The organism is Peribacillus sp. YIM B13481, from assembly GCF_042787985.1.
In the GTDB taxonomy this organism is placed as follows: domain Bacteria; phylum Bacillota; class Bacilli; order Bacillales; family DSM-1321; genus Peribacillus; species Peribacillus simplex_A.
In genome coordinates this window covers 92795-108149 of sequence record NZ_JBHZPE010000012.1, presented here as the reverse complement: position 1 = coordinate 108149, position 15355 = coordinate 92795, and the positions used below count along the sequence as shown (strand labels likewise).

Annotated in this window: 14 protein-coding genes; 8 read left to right on the top strand and 6 right to left on the bottom strand. The window is 37.9% G+C overall.

All coding sequences use genetic code 11. From position 1 onward, the window contains the following. Positions 1-397: 397 nt before the first annotated feature. Positions 398-1054, top strand: coding sequence for a GPP34 family phosphoprotein (locus ACFX4X_RS10060; RefSeq protein WP_377383172.1), 657 nt, complete (start codon positions 398-400; stop codon positions 1052-1054). 12 nt (positions 1055-1066) lie between these two features. Further along, entirely contained in the window at positions 1067-1330 is a 264-nt protein-coding gene (locus ACFX4X_RS10055) for a MerR family transcriptional regulator (RefSeq protein WP_089363280.1), read from the top strand. 372 nt (positions 1331-1702) lie between these two features. Here ACFX4X_RS10055 and ACFX4X_RS10050 read toward each other — a convergent pair whose 3' ends face one another. From ACFX4X_RS10050 to ACFX4X_RS10040, 3 genes are all read right to left on the bottom strand, one after another. After that, on the bottom strand, positions 1703-1960 hold the full coding sequence (locus tag ACFX4X_RS10050; RefSeq protein WP_061462797.1) for a DUF2533 family protein: 258 nt from the start codon (positions 1958-1960) through the stop codon (positions 1703-1705). Between the two features lie 901 nt (positions 1961-2861). Further along, a complete protein-coding gene (locus tag ACFX4X_RS10045) occupies positions 2862-4199 on the bottom strand; it encodes a purple acid phosphatase family protein (protein WP_377383170.1) in 1338 nt (445 codons plus the stop codon). Positions 4200-5206: 1007 nt separating this feature from the next. Beyond that, positions 5207-5968 (bottom strand): GTP cyclohydrolase II, encoded by a 762-nt coding sequence (locus ACFX4X_RS10040; protein WP_377383168.1) that lies wholly within the window; start codon positions 5966-5968, stop codon positions 5207-5209. Positions 5969-6738: 770 nt separating this feature from the next. On the opposite strand from ACFX4X_RS10040, the gene ACFX4X_RS10035 reads away from it, so the two are divergent. The 3 genes from ACFX4X_RS10035 to ACFX4X_RS10025 all read left to right on the top strand — a co-directional run bounded on the left by ACFX4X_RS10035 (position 6739) and on the right by ACFX4X_RS10025 (position 9404). Then, the gene (locus tag ACFX4X_RS10035; RefSeq protein WP_061462806.1) at positions 6739-7638 is read left to right on the top strand and encodes an ABC transporter ATP-binding protein; all 900 of its coding nucleotides are present in this window, start codon (positions 6739-6741) and stop codon (positions 7636-7638) included. Beyond that, positions 7631-8881 carry an ABC transporter permease gene (locus ACFX4X_RS10030; RefSeq protein WP_377383165.1) on the top strand — a complete coding sequence of 417 codons (1251 nt, stop codon included), beginning with the start codon at positions 7631-7633 and terminating at the stop codon, positions 8879-8881. Before ACFX4X_RS10035 ends, ACFX4X_RS10030 begins: the two co-directional genes overlap by 8 nt. A gap of 214 nt (positions 8882-9095) precedes the next feature. Further along, positions 9096-9404 carry a hypothetical protein gene (locus tag ACFX4X_RS10025; RefSeq protein ID WP_377383163.1) on the top strand — a complete coding sequence of 103 codons (309 nt, stop codon included), beginning with the start codon at positions 9096-9098 and terminating at the stop codon, positions 9402-9404. Between the two features lie 219 nt (positions 9405-9623). Here the strand turns inward: ACFX4X_RS10025 and ACFX4X_RS10020 are convergent, their stop codons facing one another. Further along, positions 9624-9755 (bottom strand): hypothetical protein, encoded by a 132-nt coding sequence (locus ACFX4X_RS10020; RefSeq protein WP_377383183.1) that lies wholly within the window; start codon positions 9753-9755, stop codon positions 9624-9626. Positions 9756-10188: 433 nt separating this feature from the next. Here ACFX4X_RS10020 and ACFX4X_RS10015 point away from each other — a divergent pair, with 433 nt between their 5' ends. The 3 genes from ACFX4X_RS10015 (at position 10189) to ACFX4X_RS10005 (ending at position 13252) form a co-directional block, all read left to right on the top strand. Beyond that, positions 10189-10524 (top strand): metal-sensitive transcriptional regulator, encoded by a 336-nt coding sequence (locus tag ACFX4X_RS10015; RefSeq protein ID WP_089363317.1) that lies wholly within the window; start codon positions 10189-10191, stop codon positions 10522-10524. 17 nt (positions 10525-10541) lie between these two features. Continuing rightward, the gene (copZ, locus tag ACFX4X_RS10010) at positions 10542-10748 is read left to right on the top strand and encodes a copper chaperone CopZ (protein ID WP_377383161.1); all 207 of its coding nucleotides are present in this window, start codon (positions 10542-10544) and stop codon (positions 10746-10748) included. 77 nt (positions 10749-10825) lie between these two features. Further along, positions 10826-13252 (top strand): heavy metal translocating P-type ATPase, encoded by a 2427-nt coding sequence (locus ACFX4X_RS10005; RefSeq protein WP_377383159.1) that lies wholly within the window; start codon positions 10826-10828, stop codon positions 13250-13252. 186 nt (positions 13253-13438) lie between these two features. Here the strand turns inward: ACFX4X_RS10005 and ACFX4X_RS10000 are convergent, their stop codons facing one another. Both ACFX4X_RS10000 and ACFX4X_RS09995 read right to left on the bottom strand, forming a co-directional pair. Further along, positions 13439-13942 carry a DinB family protein gene (locus tag ACFX4X_RS10000; RefSeq protein WP_284471050.1) on the bottom strand — a complete coding sequence of 168 codons (504 nt, stop codon included), beginning with the start codon at positions 13940-13942 and terminating at the stop codon, positions 13439-13441. Between the two features lie 197 nt (positions 13943-14139). Continuing rightward, on the bottom strand, positions 14140-14424 hold the full coding sequence (locus tag ACFX4X_RS09995) for a DUF3784 domain-containing protein (RefSeq protein ID WP_284471049.1): 285 nt from the start codon (positions 14422-14424) through the stop codon (positions 14140-14142). Between the last annotated feature and the right edge of the window lie 931 nt (positions 14425-15355).

Sequence of the window (15355 nt, the reverse complement as noted above, 5' to 3'; positions counted from 1 at the left end):
TAGTAGATTCTCCTCACTTATTGTGTATGATTCTACATGCCCTTATTTTTATTGTCCAACTAAGTGTAACCTGTCCACAGTCAATAGAAGGAAGCTTGAAGAAATAAAAAAATAGGGGTGTTTTATTATTTCTCCTAATTTACTTTGCGGTCTACAGCAAGAACCCTGTCACTAGCCTTAATATCAAAAAAGAAGGGGCTGCCTCAAAATCGTGAAAAAATGATTTTGAGACAGCCCATTTTTTGCTCTCAAATATTAAATTTACTTGACACAAAAAGAAATAAAATGCATAGTTTAAATCATAAGTAGTAAGTGATAAGTAATAAGTAATAAGTAATAAGTGATAAACGGTAAGTCACATTATTGAATTGGACTAAAACTAATGAGAGGTGTTTTTATGAAGGATATGGAAATTTCGCAAAAATATTTATTATTAGCACTAAATGATAAAGGCAGTGTTGCTGCTATTGGCAGTATGAGGGTTCGTGCTTTTATGGTTGCCAGTGGAATTTTAGAACTTACAGCAGAAGATATTGTTTCGTTTTCGGAGAATCAAGTGACATTAAAACAAGATTTACCAAGTAATAAAGGGTATTTGGGTTCAATCTATAATATGATTTCCGAAGATAATTCAATATCCCTGAAAAAATTAGCAAGGGGAATAGTTACTAAACGAAATTTATTCAAGGAATTATTCAACGCAGTCGGTGATTCTTTAGTGGAATTGGATTTGGTCTCCAAAACAAATGCTGGCTTATTAGGACGATCCAACCACTTTATACCCAGTGAAGGTGCTAAAAAATTAATTGTAGAACAAATTCGTGCAGAATTATTAGAAGAGGGACCAGTTTCAACCGATACAGTTGTTCTTTCAAGTTTGTTAATAGGCAGTCGTATGTTGAAGAACTATTTCAGTAAATTCGAGGAAGAAGACCTTAATGATAAATTATCTATGCTTCGCAATGATACGGCTAACAAAGAAATTTTTGCAATGATTGATGCGTTATCACACACAATTAATACAATCATTGCTTCTGCTTCGGCAGGTTCATAAGGGGGGATTTAAGTGTCAAGGAGACGTTCATTAGAAGATATTTTGAAATCTGAGTATATATCTATCGGTGAACTGGCTCGAATAACTGATTTGAGATACAGTACATTAAAATATTATACCGAAGCTAATTTAATTCCATTTGAACAATTAGATGAAAACTTAACACGTCGTTACCCTCGAGAAGCAGCAGTGGAAAGAGTTGAGACTATTAAAAGCTTAAAGAAATCTGGCTTATCCATTGCGGAGATTAGAGATAAAATAGCGAAACAAAGTTAACAAAATATAACTTTTAGAGTATCGATTTGATCAAAAAAGGGTTACTACCTTAGAATCATTACGACCGTGGAACAACCAATAATAGTAATAATTACCGGTTACACCCTTACCGTGGTGAAAACCGGTTATTTTTTACACACCCCTTAGCGTTGTAAATTCGCGTTTTGCTGGCATGCCCATCAAGCTAACAACATAAATTACAAGAAAACCAACGAAAGTATTTTTTCAAAATTAACCCTTTTTTTTAGATTAAAAGAAAAAGAGCCCTCATTTCTGGGGGCTATAAATTATCTTTAATATTTGATTAGGAGGTCGAGGGTTAACACCGATATTCGGTGCTTTTTCTTACGACTAAGAGATCAGTAAATTATTTTACTTTAATGACTCCACATATGAATGAACCATTTCTGGGGTAACTAATTTACGAGTAGGTATTAGCCTTTGGTTTGCAAGAACATTGATTTGCATAGTGATTTGATTAATATGGTCTGTTGTAAAATCCTTTTCAGCCTTACATAATTCTATAGCTCCTTGAATATAATCTTCACGTTGTTGGTCTAATAGGGAAAATTCAGTAAAAAGTTGATTTTGTTTTTGAGCATGTAACGTAAGGGCTTTATGTACACTCATTGTCCTTCACTCCTATAATTTTTTTTAATAGCTACTTCTATATTAACATCATTTTTTTAGCAATAGCAAAAACTATAAAAGATAAATCCAAAAGGTAGTTGATTCACGCATCGGATGTGATTATGAAAGAGGTCTGGAATACTGAAGTGAACCCAAAAAGTTAGACACTATATTTACTTAGTCCCTGCAAAAGAAGTGCAATAGAAAGTATATTAGAAGAAAAAAGAATGTTTTTCCAACCGGATTATAGGGACGGAGAGCAAAAAGGGCTGAAAAAAATGAGGTTAGCAATGCGAAAAACGGTGAGAAAAAGTAATACAGTCCTGGTATTGTTTAGTGGAGTTATAGATTCTACTGTTGGAGAAGACTTTCCAACATACTAAGGCTATGCTGTGGTACCTGCTAGAATGTATAATACAGCAAATACTATAATTTAAAAATATATTGAACTTATTTTTAATAACTCATATAAATTTCATTGGGATATGCACGAACCGCAAAAATGATTATATTCTCTTTCGGTAGTTATATAAGATACTTCTATGAAAAAGGATTTATCATAGTAGAGTGCTTGGTAAAGTGAGACCTGGGCAAGTCAAGTGTATGAGAATCCTGCTCTTGGCACCTTAAATAATCCATACTCGATTAAGCGCCAAAAGTTTGGTTGATACAATTTTATTTATATTACAATGGAATTAGTTTTGACAGGGAAGGGCGTGTTTGAATCCCTCACAGGTCATCTTTTAAACAAGGATCAACGTGTTCAAAATTTAGTGAAATGAGGTAAATGGAAGTTCCGCCCCCGTGTCCCCAGAAGAAAAATAATGGGGGTGAAACAAAAGGAAAGGGAGACCCTGAAGATCTCCCTAACAATATGCTTTGTTGGCTTTTCGAAAAGCTGTTATTTCTTGATGATACCAAATTGATCAATAATATAAGGTTCTGCATTATTCTTGTTTTGATCAATCTCATAAGTTACGGCAGTCAGTTTTTCTTTATCCATGCTGATACCAACGAATTTTTGAATTTGGCCGCGTACTGGACGGGTGTTATTGCTTGGGTCTGGGCCATAGATCGCTGAATGATTTTCATCGGCTACTTCGAAAAGATTATAGAAAGCTTCTCCAAGTACGGGATCTTGATTTTTGTAATATACTTTTGGTCCAGCTGTTGCAGGGATCAAATAAATAGCGCCATCTGGATTAACGGTATATTCAACTGTTTGTCCTTTTTTAGTTTCCGTAATTTTTTCAGTTTCTGAAGCCGTACCATTACTCGTGATCGGTTTCGTACGTGCATAAATATGGTCATGTCCTTGAAGGACAAAGTCAATGTCAAGCTCCGCCATGAGTGGTGCCACCTGGTTTCTCACTCCGTTCGGATCCATGATATCATCATCCGTTGCATGGTTAGAAGTCGTATAAGGTCCCTTGTGAATATTAACAATAACCCATTTAGATCCATTGGCTTTGGCTGCTTTTACATCTTCCTTCAACCATTCAATTTGATTTTCCGAAAAGTTCGCATATTTCTCAGAATCCTCGTTGCTATTGAGGACAACAAAGTGAGCGTTACTGTAATCGTAAGAATAATAGGCACCTGTTTCGGTAGCTGAGTTTTCAGGCACATCCAGGTTAAAATGGTCGATAAAAGCATAACTTTCATCCTCGTGATTCCCCGCGGATGGTGCAAATGTCGTGTTTAGCAAGCTTTCCTGAGAGTGCCCTAGTAGCCAATCCCATTGTTCCTCTTTGACTCCATCGTCAACTAAGTCGCCATTATGAACCATGAACTCGGCGTTAGGGACCGTATCTAAAGCTTTTGAAATGGTTTCGGACGAAAGGATCGCCTCATCTTCCGTTTTAGCTTGAGTATCGGTCAAGTCAATAAAGGTAAAAGCACCATTTTTGGGTGCTGTTGTAAACGTACCTACTTCACTCCAATTGTTTAATGATGCATCTCCAACACGGTAGTAGTATTCAGTATCTGCCTTAAGTCCAGTTGCTTCTGCTTTATGTACATACTCTTTTTGAGAATTTGTAGAAATGTTTTGAGTACCTGAAAATTTTAAGGCTTTCTTAAAATCAGGCTTCTTAACGCCCGGCTTTTTCACAACTTGTAAATCACTGTTCTTGGAATCCAGTGAAGTGTACCAAGTGAATCCTTTAGAATTCGTAGAATTGCCATTAAATGTAACGGTCACTTTACTAACATATGGATTTGAATCAGCTGCTGCCAAAGAGAGAGTACTGCCATACCCACCCACAATGCTTAGAGTCAGGGCAACTGAAATCAATTTTTTTGAGTTTTTTTCACGTAGCTTTTCCTCCTATATATTTATGATTACTATCCCTTAGGACAGCAAGTTAAATATAACAAAACTAAATATCTATATTATTAATCATATATATTAATAATGTTAAGATATGGTATTACAGCACAAAGACAATACCGTTACAATGCCCACTTGAGACTAACGGAGAAGTTTCTTTAAGGACTATTTTTAAATATAACCATGAAGGACATATAATCTCAGTAACATATAGTGGGGACAAATCATACAAGGAACACTGATTGGAATTGTAAAAGAGGATAGTTGCTTAGTGGTTAAGGTATGACCATGTTAATAGCAAAATTGAAATTAGGAGGAAATGTGTTTCTACTCCTAAAAGTCTTACCAGATGGGCGAATTATGCCCATATTAAAATTGGAAATGGCTTGACGCTGAAGTAACTGAAGGCAGTTCAATCATTGAGGAAATTGTTATATAAAATTATTATGCCTAATAAGGAGTTCTTATTGTACGGAAGGGTGCGATTTTTCAATAAGAAGACCGCTTTATATTTTGTGCTACGGGGTTGTTTTGTTCAACATTAAGCATTAAAAATCTCTATAATAATTCGTAGATATAAGAGTATGAATAATGCAAGAAGGCATATTAAAAACACAGAATAAATTTAGTGAAAGGAGGGAGCAAAGTGAAAAAGGACACATAATTAGGGTTATTTCTTTCGTTGATTGTATTATTTGGTTTTCCCGTAGTTTATTTAGTTGTCTGTTTTCCATAACAAGTCATTTTATTAACAATATAAATATGATATTACATTCATGATTCATGTGGTTCCCCCGCTAAAAAATGCTTTCTTATTCCAGCAATTCGGAAACATTCGGTAAACATATCTAACAAGGGGAATTAGGGCGGTTTTACCTTATGGGGTAAAGCCAATTTCATATAAAACAAATGAATCATTCATTTTGTTTAATATCTTTTAAATGACCGGAACGTACGACTTTAGTTTCTAAATATTTTTCATTAAACTCGGAGGTATCTCCCCATAACGGAATTCTGCCTGCAACATTGGCACCTGAATTTTGAAGGGCTTCTAATTTTCTCGGATTGTTGGTGATAAGTGTCACTGGATTGGAGCGCAGTTTTTTTAACACTCGAATGGCGTCATCATAGTTACGTGCATCATCCACAAATCCAAGCTCTAAATTCGCTTCCACCGTATCCAATCCTTCTTCTTGCAGAACATAAGCCATGGCTTTACTAAATAATCCGATGCCTCTTCCTTCGTGATTCGCTAAATAAAATAAAGCACCGGTTCCTTGAGCAGCAATCATTTTCATAGCATGTTTTAGTTGAAAGCCACAATCACATCGTTTGCTGCCAAATATATCACCAGTATGACAAATGCTATGCATCCGGATAAGAGCATCCGAGGAATTTTGAAAATCTCCATACAGCAACACACTGGATTGCTGCATTTCCGCTAAATTGGAAGAGGCTAAAGTTTCAATGATCTTTTCCATATTATAAGAGCCTTCATTACAAAAATGACCTGCCATATTATCACATCGTAACCAGCAATACCATTGGAATATAGTTGTTTCGCCATCTAAGTTAACGGGTAATTTGATAGGTCCGACTAAATAAATGGATTTTTCATCACCTTTAATAACGTTAATTTTATCTTCTAATATCAAGGCGACTTTTTCATTAATCATAAAAACTTCCTCCTTATGTTTCAAAATATTTAATGTACTGTTGGGCAAAATATTATTATGGACCAGTTCTGTTCATATTGTACCCAATCCACTCTTTTGGAATCGTTTGTTTTAAAAAGAAGCAAAAGTCCAAATGTACTAAAGCGAAAGAATAGTCCAAAAGGTTATCCCCTATTTTCTGTGTGAAAACCCCTGTCCATATAGTCAACTTGAACGAAAACTTAATTGTGAAAGTCATATCACTTTCCTGATTGGACGAAAAAAGATTTAACCCACTTAAGTTCCTCTTTTTAATAAAGGAGATATTCTATATGTCAGGTTGTGACGGCGGTTTTGGATTCGGTGGAGGTTTCACATTTGGTCCGTTTTGTTACCTCTTAATCGTTGATGAAGCAGTTGTGTTGGGTTGATCCGGAGGCGGTTACGGATATGTTGGTTACTGCTAATAAATAGTATAAAAAAAGTCAGCCTATATGGAGCGGTTTCTTTAAAATTGATTCTATCGAAAGCATCCTCATTGATACCACCTATCGGAGGAAAGGGGTATTTTTACTAAGATTCGCAGAAAAAATGCTTGTTGAGTACTTAGCAAACCCAAAACGCTAAAAGCGTTTGTAATTCTTTTCAAGTGGGTCTAGATAGTGAAAATTTGTTTCTAGAATTTTGCATATAATGGTGGGGGAGAAGAGTTCTTTAGATTACCTCGGCAGTTGAATTTGGAAAACCTTTCCGTTAACATGGAATAGAATCATATATTAGGAGGTTGTACATTGGCTTTACAAATCAAAGAAGTTACGAAAAAATTCGGGGATTTCACAGCTGTCAATCAGCTTGATTTAACGATCCCTGAGAAAGAAATGTTCGGTTTTTTAGGTGGGAACGGGGCGGGGAAAACGACAACGTTCCGGATGATACTCGGCCTGCTTGACCCCACTGAAGGGGAAGTGATCTGGGATGGTAAGAAAATCGATTATACGACCAGTTCATTGATTGGCTATCTTCCAGAGGAACGCGGGCTATATCCTAAACTGAAGGTACGCGATCAAATTGTGTATTTGGCTAGATTAAGAGGGATGAACAAACGGGATGCTTTGAAAGAGTTGGAGTATTGGCTAGACCGCTTTATGGTGCCCGAGTACATCGATAAGCGGGTAGAAGAGCTTTCTAAGGGGAATCAGCAAAAAATCCAGCTGATCGCCTCCATGATTCATAAACCTGAATTACTTATCCTTGACGAACCTTTCAGCGGGCTGGATCCGGTTAATGTGGAAATACTGAAGAAAGCGGTCATCGACTTAAGGGACAGCGGCACGACGATCGTTTTCTCGAGTCATCGCATGGAGCATGTTGAGGAGATGTGTGAGCATCTTTGCATCATGCATAAAGGTTCCCCGGTTGTGGCTGGAAAATTAAAAGAAATTAAGCGTTCTTTTGGTAAAAAGAATGTTTCAATAAAAGCCGATTTTGATTTATCTTTCCTGGATACTTATTCAGGTGTAACAAAAATTAAGAACACGATGGAGGGGAAAATCCTTCAAGTCACTGGTGAAGATGTAGCTGAGAACATGATTCGTGATCTCGTTCCAAGAGGTTTCGTTCGAAAATTTGAATTGGAAGAACCTTCGCTTACGGATATTTTCATTGAAAAAGTAGGTGCCGTCTATGAATAAATTTTGGATTGTCCTTTCCCATACATATCTATCAAAATTAAAAACGAAATCCTTTATCATTTCTACAATCATTATGATGGCCTTGATTCTTGTCCTTACGAATATTTCGAAACTTATAGATTCATTCGATAGTGATGATCAGGAAAAGGTTGCTGTCATCGATCAGACTAAAGATAGCATATTTGATTCTTATAAAAATGCGGTAGCAGGTGTGAACGAGGCCATTTCGGTAATATCCGCCCAGGATGAAAAGGCAGCGGAGGAAATGGTTAGCAAAGAAGAAATCGTTGGGTATCTGTTGATCAAAAAGGATGATACCCTGGGCTTCAAGGGAACGTATAAAGCGAATCAAATTTCAGATTCAATGGTAAGTAATGATTTGCTTCTCGCGCTTACCCAATTGAAGGGCCAAATAACAGCGAAGGAATTGAAATTGACAGAGCAGCAAATCGCACAATTGAATACGCCGCCAGCATTTGAAACGATTGCGCTTCAGAAAAATGCAAAAACAGAAGAAGACCTCAATCAAGCTCGCGGTCTTGTGTATGTGCTCTTATTCGTCATTTACTTCGGTGTGTTGATGTATGCAACGATGATTGCAATGGAAGTAGCTACTGAAAAGACTTCACGCGTCATGGAAATCCTGATTTCAAGTGTCCCGCCAGTCACGCAGATGTTCGCCAAAATAATGGGGGTAGCTTTGCTAAGTCTTACTCAAATGCTTTTATTTTTTGGCGTGGGTTATTTCTCGATAAAACAAAACTTGACAGGTATGGATGAAGGATTCTTCTCGTTTTTTGGATTCGGCAACATCAATATCTCAACGATCATTTATGCAATCATCTTCGCTTTGCTTGGTTATCTTCTTTATGCGACTCTTGCTGCATGTCTGGGGTCCGTTGTCAGCAAAATTGAAGATGTCCAGCAAATGATTTCACCGATGACCATGTTAGTTGTCATTGCCTTCATGATTGCGATGTTTGGACTAGGGAATCCGTCAGCCAATTATATTACGATTACATCATTCATTCCATTTTTCACGCCTATGATCATGTTCCTGCGCGTAGGCATGCTTGATGTTCCATTCTGGGAAATCGCCATCAGCATTTCAGTGTTGATTCTAACCATTGTTTTACTTGGTATAATCGGATCAAAAATCTATCGTGGTGGAGTCTTGATGTACGGAAGCTCAAAATCACTGAAAAGCATTAAGAATGCCTTGCAATTATCAAAGAAAAATTAACATGAAATCTGGTTCCTTCATTTCCTGTTGGAGGTTTCCAGGTTCACCATCATTATGCGTGTGTGCCGCAGAGTTTCTATAATCAGCAGTATACACAGTTAATAAAATAAAAAAATTTGGGATTTATGAAAAAGGTGCAAAAAGGAACATAGATATAAGGGAACACATGTAAAATGAATTCCATTTATGCAACCATGATCAGGAGTGAATTATCATGAGCAATTTTGTAACTTTGACGATAGCTTCAGAAGCGTTTCTCTTGCTATCCTTCATCATCATTTTTTTATCGGCCAGGAATGCGAAAAAGAATGTTCTCTTTGTCATCCTGTTCATCATTGGAGGTGCGCCGCTTCTCTATTTAGCCATTGATCATGCGACCAGCGATTACATGGACGCGAATATCGGATTGGGCCTTGCCTTTATGTTCACCTGGATATATAGCGTAATAGCTTTTATCATTGGCATCATTCTTTTAGTGAAAAAGAAAAGGAATAATGATAATAATATTTCAAAAGAACAGTAATCATCACATTGGAATCATAAATTAAATGAAAATAAATACGCTGAGGATACATGAGTAGCCTCTAGCGCAGTTTGTAGACAAAAGGGGTTCGGAATGTTTTAATTCCGGACCCCTTTTGAAATCCCCTTTGAATTTTTTTCTCAAGATTAAGAGATGGGGCCTCTACGAGCCCACTATATTAAGCCATTCTTGGGCGCCCTATCTCTGAATACATATCTTTCACCAAGTCAATATGAATGAGAAGTCAGTGGCGGCCTCCATTTTTCGAACCAAATGGTTCGCTGGCACCAGTTGATCCAAAGTAATCATTTCAAGTTGATCTCGCTGATTAGAATGATGTTTCGAAAGCATCGTCATCACCTCAAGGTTTTATACTCCTATTTTAAAACAAAAAAGACTTTAGGCAAAAGCGGTTCTATCTAATTGTTAAAACAAAGTTGATTGGAGCGAGTGTCGAGACTCCTGCTTAGAAAAGGGCGTCTAGGGGAGAACCCCCGACCGCCGGCGGAAAGCGAATGCCCAACGTTCCAATCAACGTTCGAATTTTTACAACCTTCAGCGTTTAGTTTGGGCTAATGTATTAATAAAACATCCTGACTACTCGCATTTCTTAGGCAAAGAGGACCTTGGCTGGTAACTCCCAAAATATGAGTTTCCTAACTAAAGAATAGAAAATGGTAAAAAACGAATAGTAAATAAATAAAGAACGTAAATCTCATTCTTTGCATAGGGTAGGAGGGTATGGTATATTAATTTCTAGGAGGGATGGAAAATGGATGAAATAATGAATGGGCATGATTCGATGAACGAAGATGAATGCTGTACGACCTCTTCCCACGGCCGAAAGAGCCATCACTCGGATTCAGTAAAAAAGAATTTAACGACCCGGTTAAATCGCATCGAAGGTCAAATTCGCGGTATAAAGGGTCTTATTGAAAAAGATACGTACTGTGACGATGTGATTACCCAAATAGCTGCTACTCAAAGTGCGATGAATAGTGTGGCCAAGATTTTATTGGAAGGCCATCTTAGGAATTGTGTGGTTGAACGGCTGAATGATGGGGATACGGCGGTTATAGATGAAGTGCTTGTAACGATACAAAAATTAATGAAGAAGTAAAGGAGAAGTGGTTTTAAATGGAAAATGTAACATTGAATGTCAGTGGAATGTCTTGTGGTCATTGTGTGAATGCTGTTGAAGGTAATGTAGGAAAACTGGCAGGTGTTGAAAGCGTAAAAGTGCATTTGGAAGCAGGCAAAGTAGATGTAGCTTTTAATAAAGAAAGAGTATCACTTGAAAAAATAAAAGAAACAATCGATGATCAAGGCTACGATGTCGAGTAGGTGAAAAAAGTGCTTCTAAGGCACTTCTTTTTTACAAAAAAATATACCCCATAGCGGTATGGGAAGGCGTGGATGATGTGAGCAGCCATATAAAAGAAACAAGTATGCAGATTTCAGGCATGACTTGCGCTGCCTGTGCAACCAGGATTGAAAAAGGGTTAAACAGAATGGAAGGCGTGGAGGAAGCCACCGTTAATTTGGCTCTTGAGAAATCAGTCATTAAGTATGATCCAGAAAAATTAAGCAACAAGGACTTTGAAAAGAAAATTCAAGATCTTGGCTATGGTGTAGTGAAAGAGAAAAAGGAATTTACGATTACTGGCATGACCTGTGCAGCCTGTGCTACCCGAATTGAAAAAGGGTTAAATAAGTTGGATGGAGTGAGCCTGGCTAATGTGAATCTGGCGCTTGAAAATGCGACCGTCGAATATGACCCTTCCGAAGCGTCCCCAGTTGATATCATTCAACGAGTGGAGAAGTTGGGGTATGGGGCGATCATCAAGGAAGATAATATGGATTCAGTGGATTTCCGTCAGAAAGAAATTCACAAACAAAAGAATAAATTCATCTTTTCCGTCATTTTATCTTTTCCATTGTTATGGGCAATGGTAAGCCATTTTAGTTTTACTTCGTTTATCTATATGCCTGATTTCCTCATGAATCCTTGGGTGCAAATGGCATTTGCCACCCCCGTGCAATTCATCATTGGAAAGCAGTTTTATGTTGGTGCTTATAAAGCCTTGAAAAATAAAAGCGCCAATATGGATGTATTGGTCGCAATGGGAACATCCGCTGCCTATTTTTACAGTGTCTATCAGGCGATCATTTCGATTGGATCCCATCACAATACGGCACAACTTTATTTCGAAACAAGTTCGATTCTTATCACCCTCATTCTTTTAGGGAAACTTTTTGAAGCAAAAGCAAAAGGACGTTCTTCCGAGGCCATCAAAAAATTGATGGGGCTTCAGGCCAAAACGGCATTGGTGTTAAGGAATGGTGAAGAGCGTGACATACCTCTTGAAGAGGTCATTGTAGGGGATACGGTTTTGGTGAAGCCGGGTGAAAAGATCCCTGTCGATGGAGTAGTGGTTGAAGGGAACTCTGCAGTCGATGAATCCATGTTAACGGGTGAGAGCATTCCGGTAGATAAAACAATCGGGGATACTGTGATAGGTTCAACATTGAATAAGAATGGTTTTCTCCAAATGAAAGCGACGAAGATCGGAAAGGATACAGCTCTTTCTCAAATCATCAAAGTCGTCGAAGATGCTCAAGGGTCCAAAGCTCCGATTCAAAGGCTTGCTGACCAAATTTCCGGTGTCTTCGTTCCTATCGTTGTCGGAATCGCCCTTTTAACTTTTCTTGTTTGGATTATAGTGGTTAGCCCTGGAGAATTCCTACCTGCTTTTGAAGCGATGATTGCAGTGCTAGTCATAGCTTGTCCATGTGCTTTAGGTCTGGCCACCCCCACATCCATCATGGCAGGATCAGGGCGGGCTGCAGAATTCGGTATTTTATTTAAAGGTGGGGAACACTTGGAAACCACTCACCATATTGATACGGTCATTTTGGATAAAACGGGAACGGTAACGAATGGTACCCCTGTGTTAACCGATGTCATCATCGAGAATGGAATGGAAGAAGACCAGTTTTTATCTCTTATTGGTGCAGTTGAAAAACAATCCGAACACCCTCTTGCCCAATCTATCGTTCAAGGAATTCAAGCAAGACAGGTATCACTTGCAGAGGTTGGGGAATTCGAAGCGATACCTGGTTATGGGGTGAGAGCTGTAGTGGATCAAAAAGAGCTATTCATCGGAACGCGAAAATTGATGAAGCAGAATAACGTGGATATAACAAAGGCGCTAACAGCGATGGAAGAACTTGAAGAGCAAGGGAAAACCGCAATGCTCGCTAGCATTGAAGGTGAATATGCAGGCCTCATTGCTGTTGCGGATACGATAAAAGATACCTCGCTAACGGCTATTAAAAGGTTAAAAGCAATGGATATCCAGGTCATCATGATAACAGGGGATAATCAAAGGACAGCAAATGCCATCGGCAATCAAGTGGGGATTGACCAAGTGATTGCAGAAGTACTTCCTGAAGGGAAAGCAGAGGAAGTTGAAAAACTGCAGGCCGCCGGTAAAAAAGTGGCAATGGTCGGGGATGGGATAAATGATGCACCAGCACTTGCACTTGCTGATATAGGAATGGCTATCGGAACCGGGACGGACGTAGCCATGGAAGCTGCCGATATCACTTTGATTCGAGGTGATTTGAACAGTATTGCAGATGCAATCCTCATGAGCAGGAAAACGATGCGAAATATCAAACAAAACCTATTTTGGGCATTTGCTTATAACGTAATCGGAATACCAATTGCTGCAATCGGACTGCTTGCCCCGTGGTTAGCGGGTGCTGCCATGGCTTTCAGTTCTGTATCAGTCGTATTAAATGCACTGCGCCTTCAACGGGTAAAGCTAAAAAAAACCATATAACCATAAAAAGAAGGCATTGGTAATTATCAATGCCTTTTTCAATCTGCCTTAAGAGTTGGATTTGCCATTACATACGATAAATCCTTGGCAAGGGGACAATCGGCATTCATCTGGAAAATGAACTTTAGTATATTTACAGCGACTCCTGCTTGATATTCCTTTATTATCGAGGTTGCCATGCCAAGCTTATTTTAAACAGTAAAATACAAAATCTGTAGGTACGCCACGCTCGCCTTGTTGATGGAGCATCGCTGACACATTACCCCGGTGATAGGTCCCATGGTTCACTACATGATGGATGAGGTCGGCAAGTACAAACTCACAAGCCCCCATTTTGGGGTGTTCGGTTACAATGGTCCGTTCCAGATCAGGCTGCGTTGCAAGAAAATCATAATAATCCTTTGCAAGTCCATCATAGCAAGATTCTAGTTCATTTATTGAAACTCCACCCACTGCTTCCCGCCGCCGTTCAACTTTCTTAAAAGTATCTTGAATGGTGCTTCCTTTCATTATCTCCAACCATGTGATATCTGTTGCGTAAAGGTGAACCAGGACGTCCTTAATGGATGGAAAGACACTTTTTATCGTGTCGACATAGACTCCGTCAGGTAATTGTTTTAAGTTCTGGAAAACTTGCTGATTAGCCCAAACATGGTAATCATACATTTTCGTGGCACGGTTCTTTTCCATTTTTCTCACTCCTTCTATTGTTACTTAACCCATTTCGACAATAATTAAAGAATACCTTTATCAAATCCTGCTAAAAATCTTGATATTAAAGAGGGGGATTTTCCTGAAAAAGTAAAAGAAATGCTGAGTGTTCCTATGCCAAACATTCCTCATAGTTCTTTCTAATCCTACGGTTTTATTCTAAATATGCTCAATTATTAATCCAGTAACTTTCTATTGATAAACACGTATATAATTGTTAAAAAGACAAATATGGCTAGGATAAGAATTTTACCTTCATAATGATAGTCGATCATGCTGTTTGTAATCATTAATAAGCCTATTGGAAGAAAAAAGCCGCTGCCTGTCACTATCCCCAATAAAGATTTATTTTTAATCATCTTTTCATTAAATCCAGCTAACAGCCATGTTTGCTTTTTGATTCCCACTAAATAGGAAATTAATAAAAAAGCTATACCAATGATCAATAAACCATAATCCATCTCAATACCTCCAATAAGATTTATTCCTATTAATTTATTACGATCTATAATTACAAAAGTTTCCTTTTATTCAAAAAAATCAATCTCCATCAGAATGACGTAATTCTTGTCTTGCGAGGGGGAAATTAGAAAAAAAACGCACTAAAAAGCGGTAAGTGTTTTCTCTAGTTAGATAACCATTGTTATAGCTTTATTTTTTCAAAATATACTAAGTGCAGACCAAGGCATCAGTCTTTTCTATTTTTTATGATAGAAACAAGGTCAGAATCAAAAGAAGATGAATCCTGGGCACTTTGTGGGTTAAGCGTTTAACGCTAAAATTTTTTTCTAAGCTAATAAAGTCAGTATGCGATGGCTGACCATCCTGGGAAAAAAATGCCCATGTAGACAACTGTTCCTTTTGCTACTATATGTCCCGAAAAATGGAAAAGCGGATGTGGAGGGAACTCCATGCCCAGCTTAATTTAGATGAACTATATTAAGACAAACCTAGGCTTTTGACCACATTGGAATTTTATGGAAAACATATCCCGATAGTGCATTGTCAAAATTCGGTTTGAAGTTTTGGGAAAGAAATGCTTTTGTCAAGAAGTTTTCTCTCACTAGCGACTGGTGGTTATTCTGTTAGTTTACATAAATTACTTACCCTAAAAGGAAGATTTTGAGGCGTTTGTTCAATAATATAAACATTATTTGATTCAATTAAGTTTTTTAGAAGGTATCTGATAATTTGTCCCATGCAAATGCCTCGTTATATACATACCATGATAAAAGATGCTATCCTACTATTGCCATTACGGCTGATCCATCAACATTGCGTTGACCATTGTTAAGGGGGTCTATCCACTATTGATATTTTTGCAGTAGAGACAGAGTAAATGATTAAGGGTTTCTCAAGTGGGCAATGTCACAGACATGATGAAATAATAAA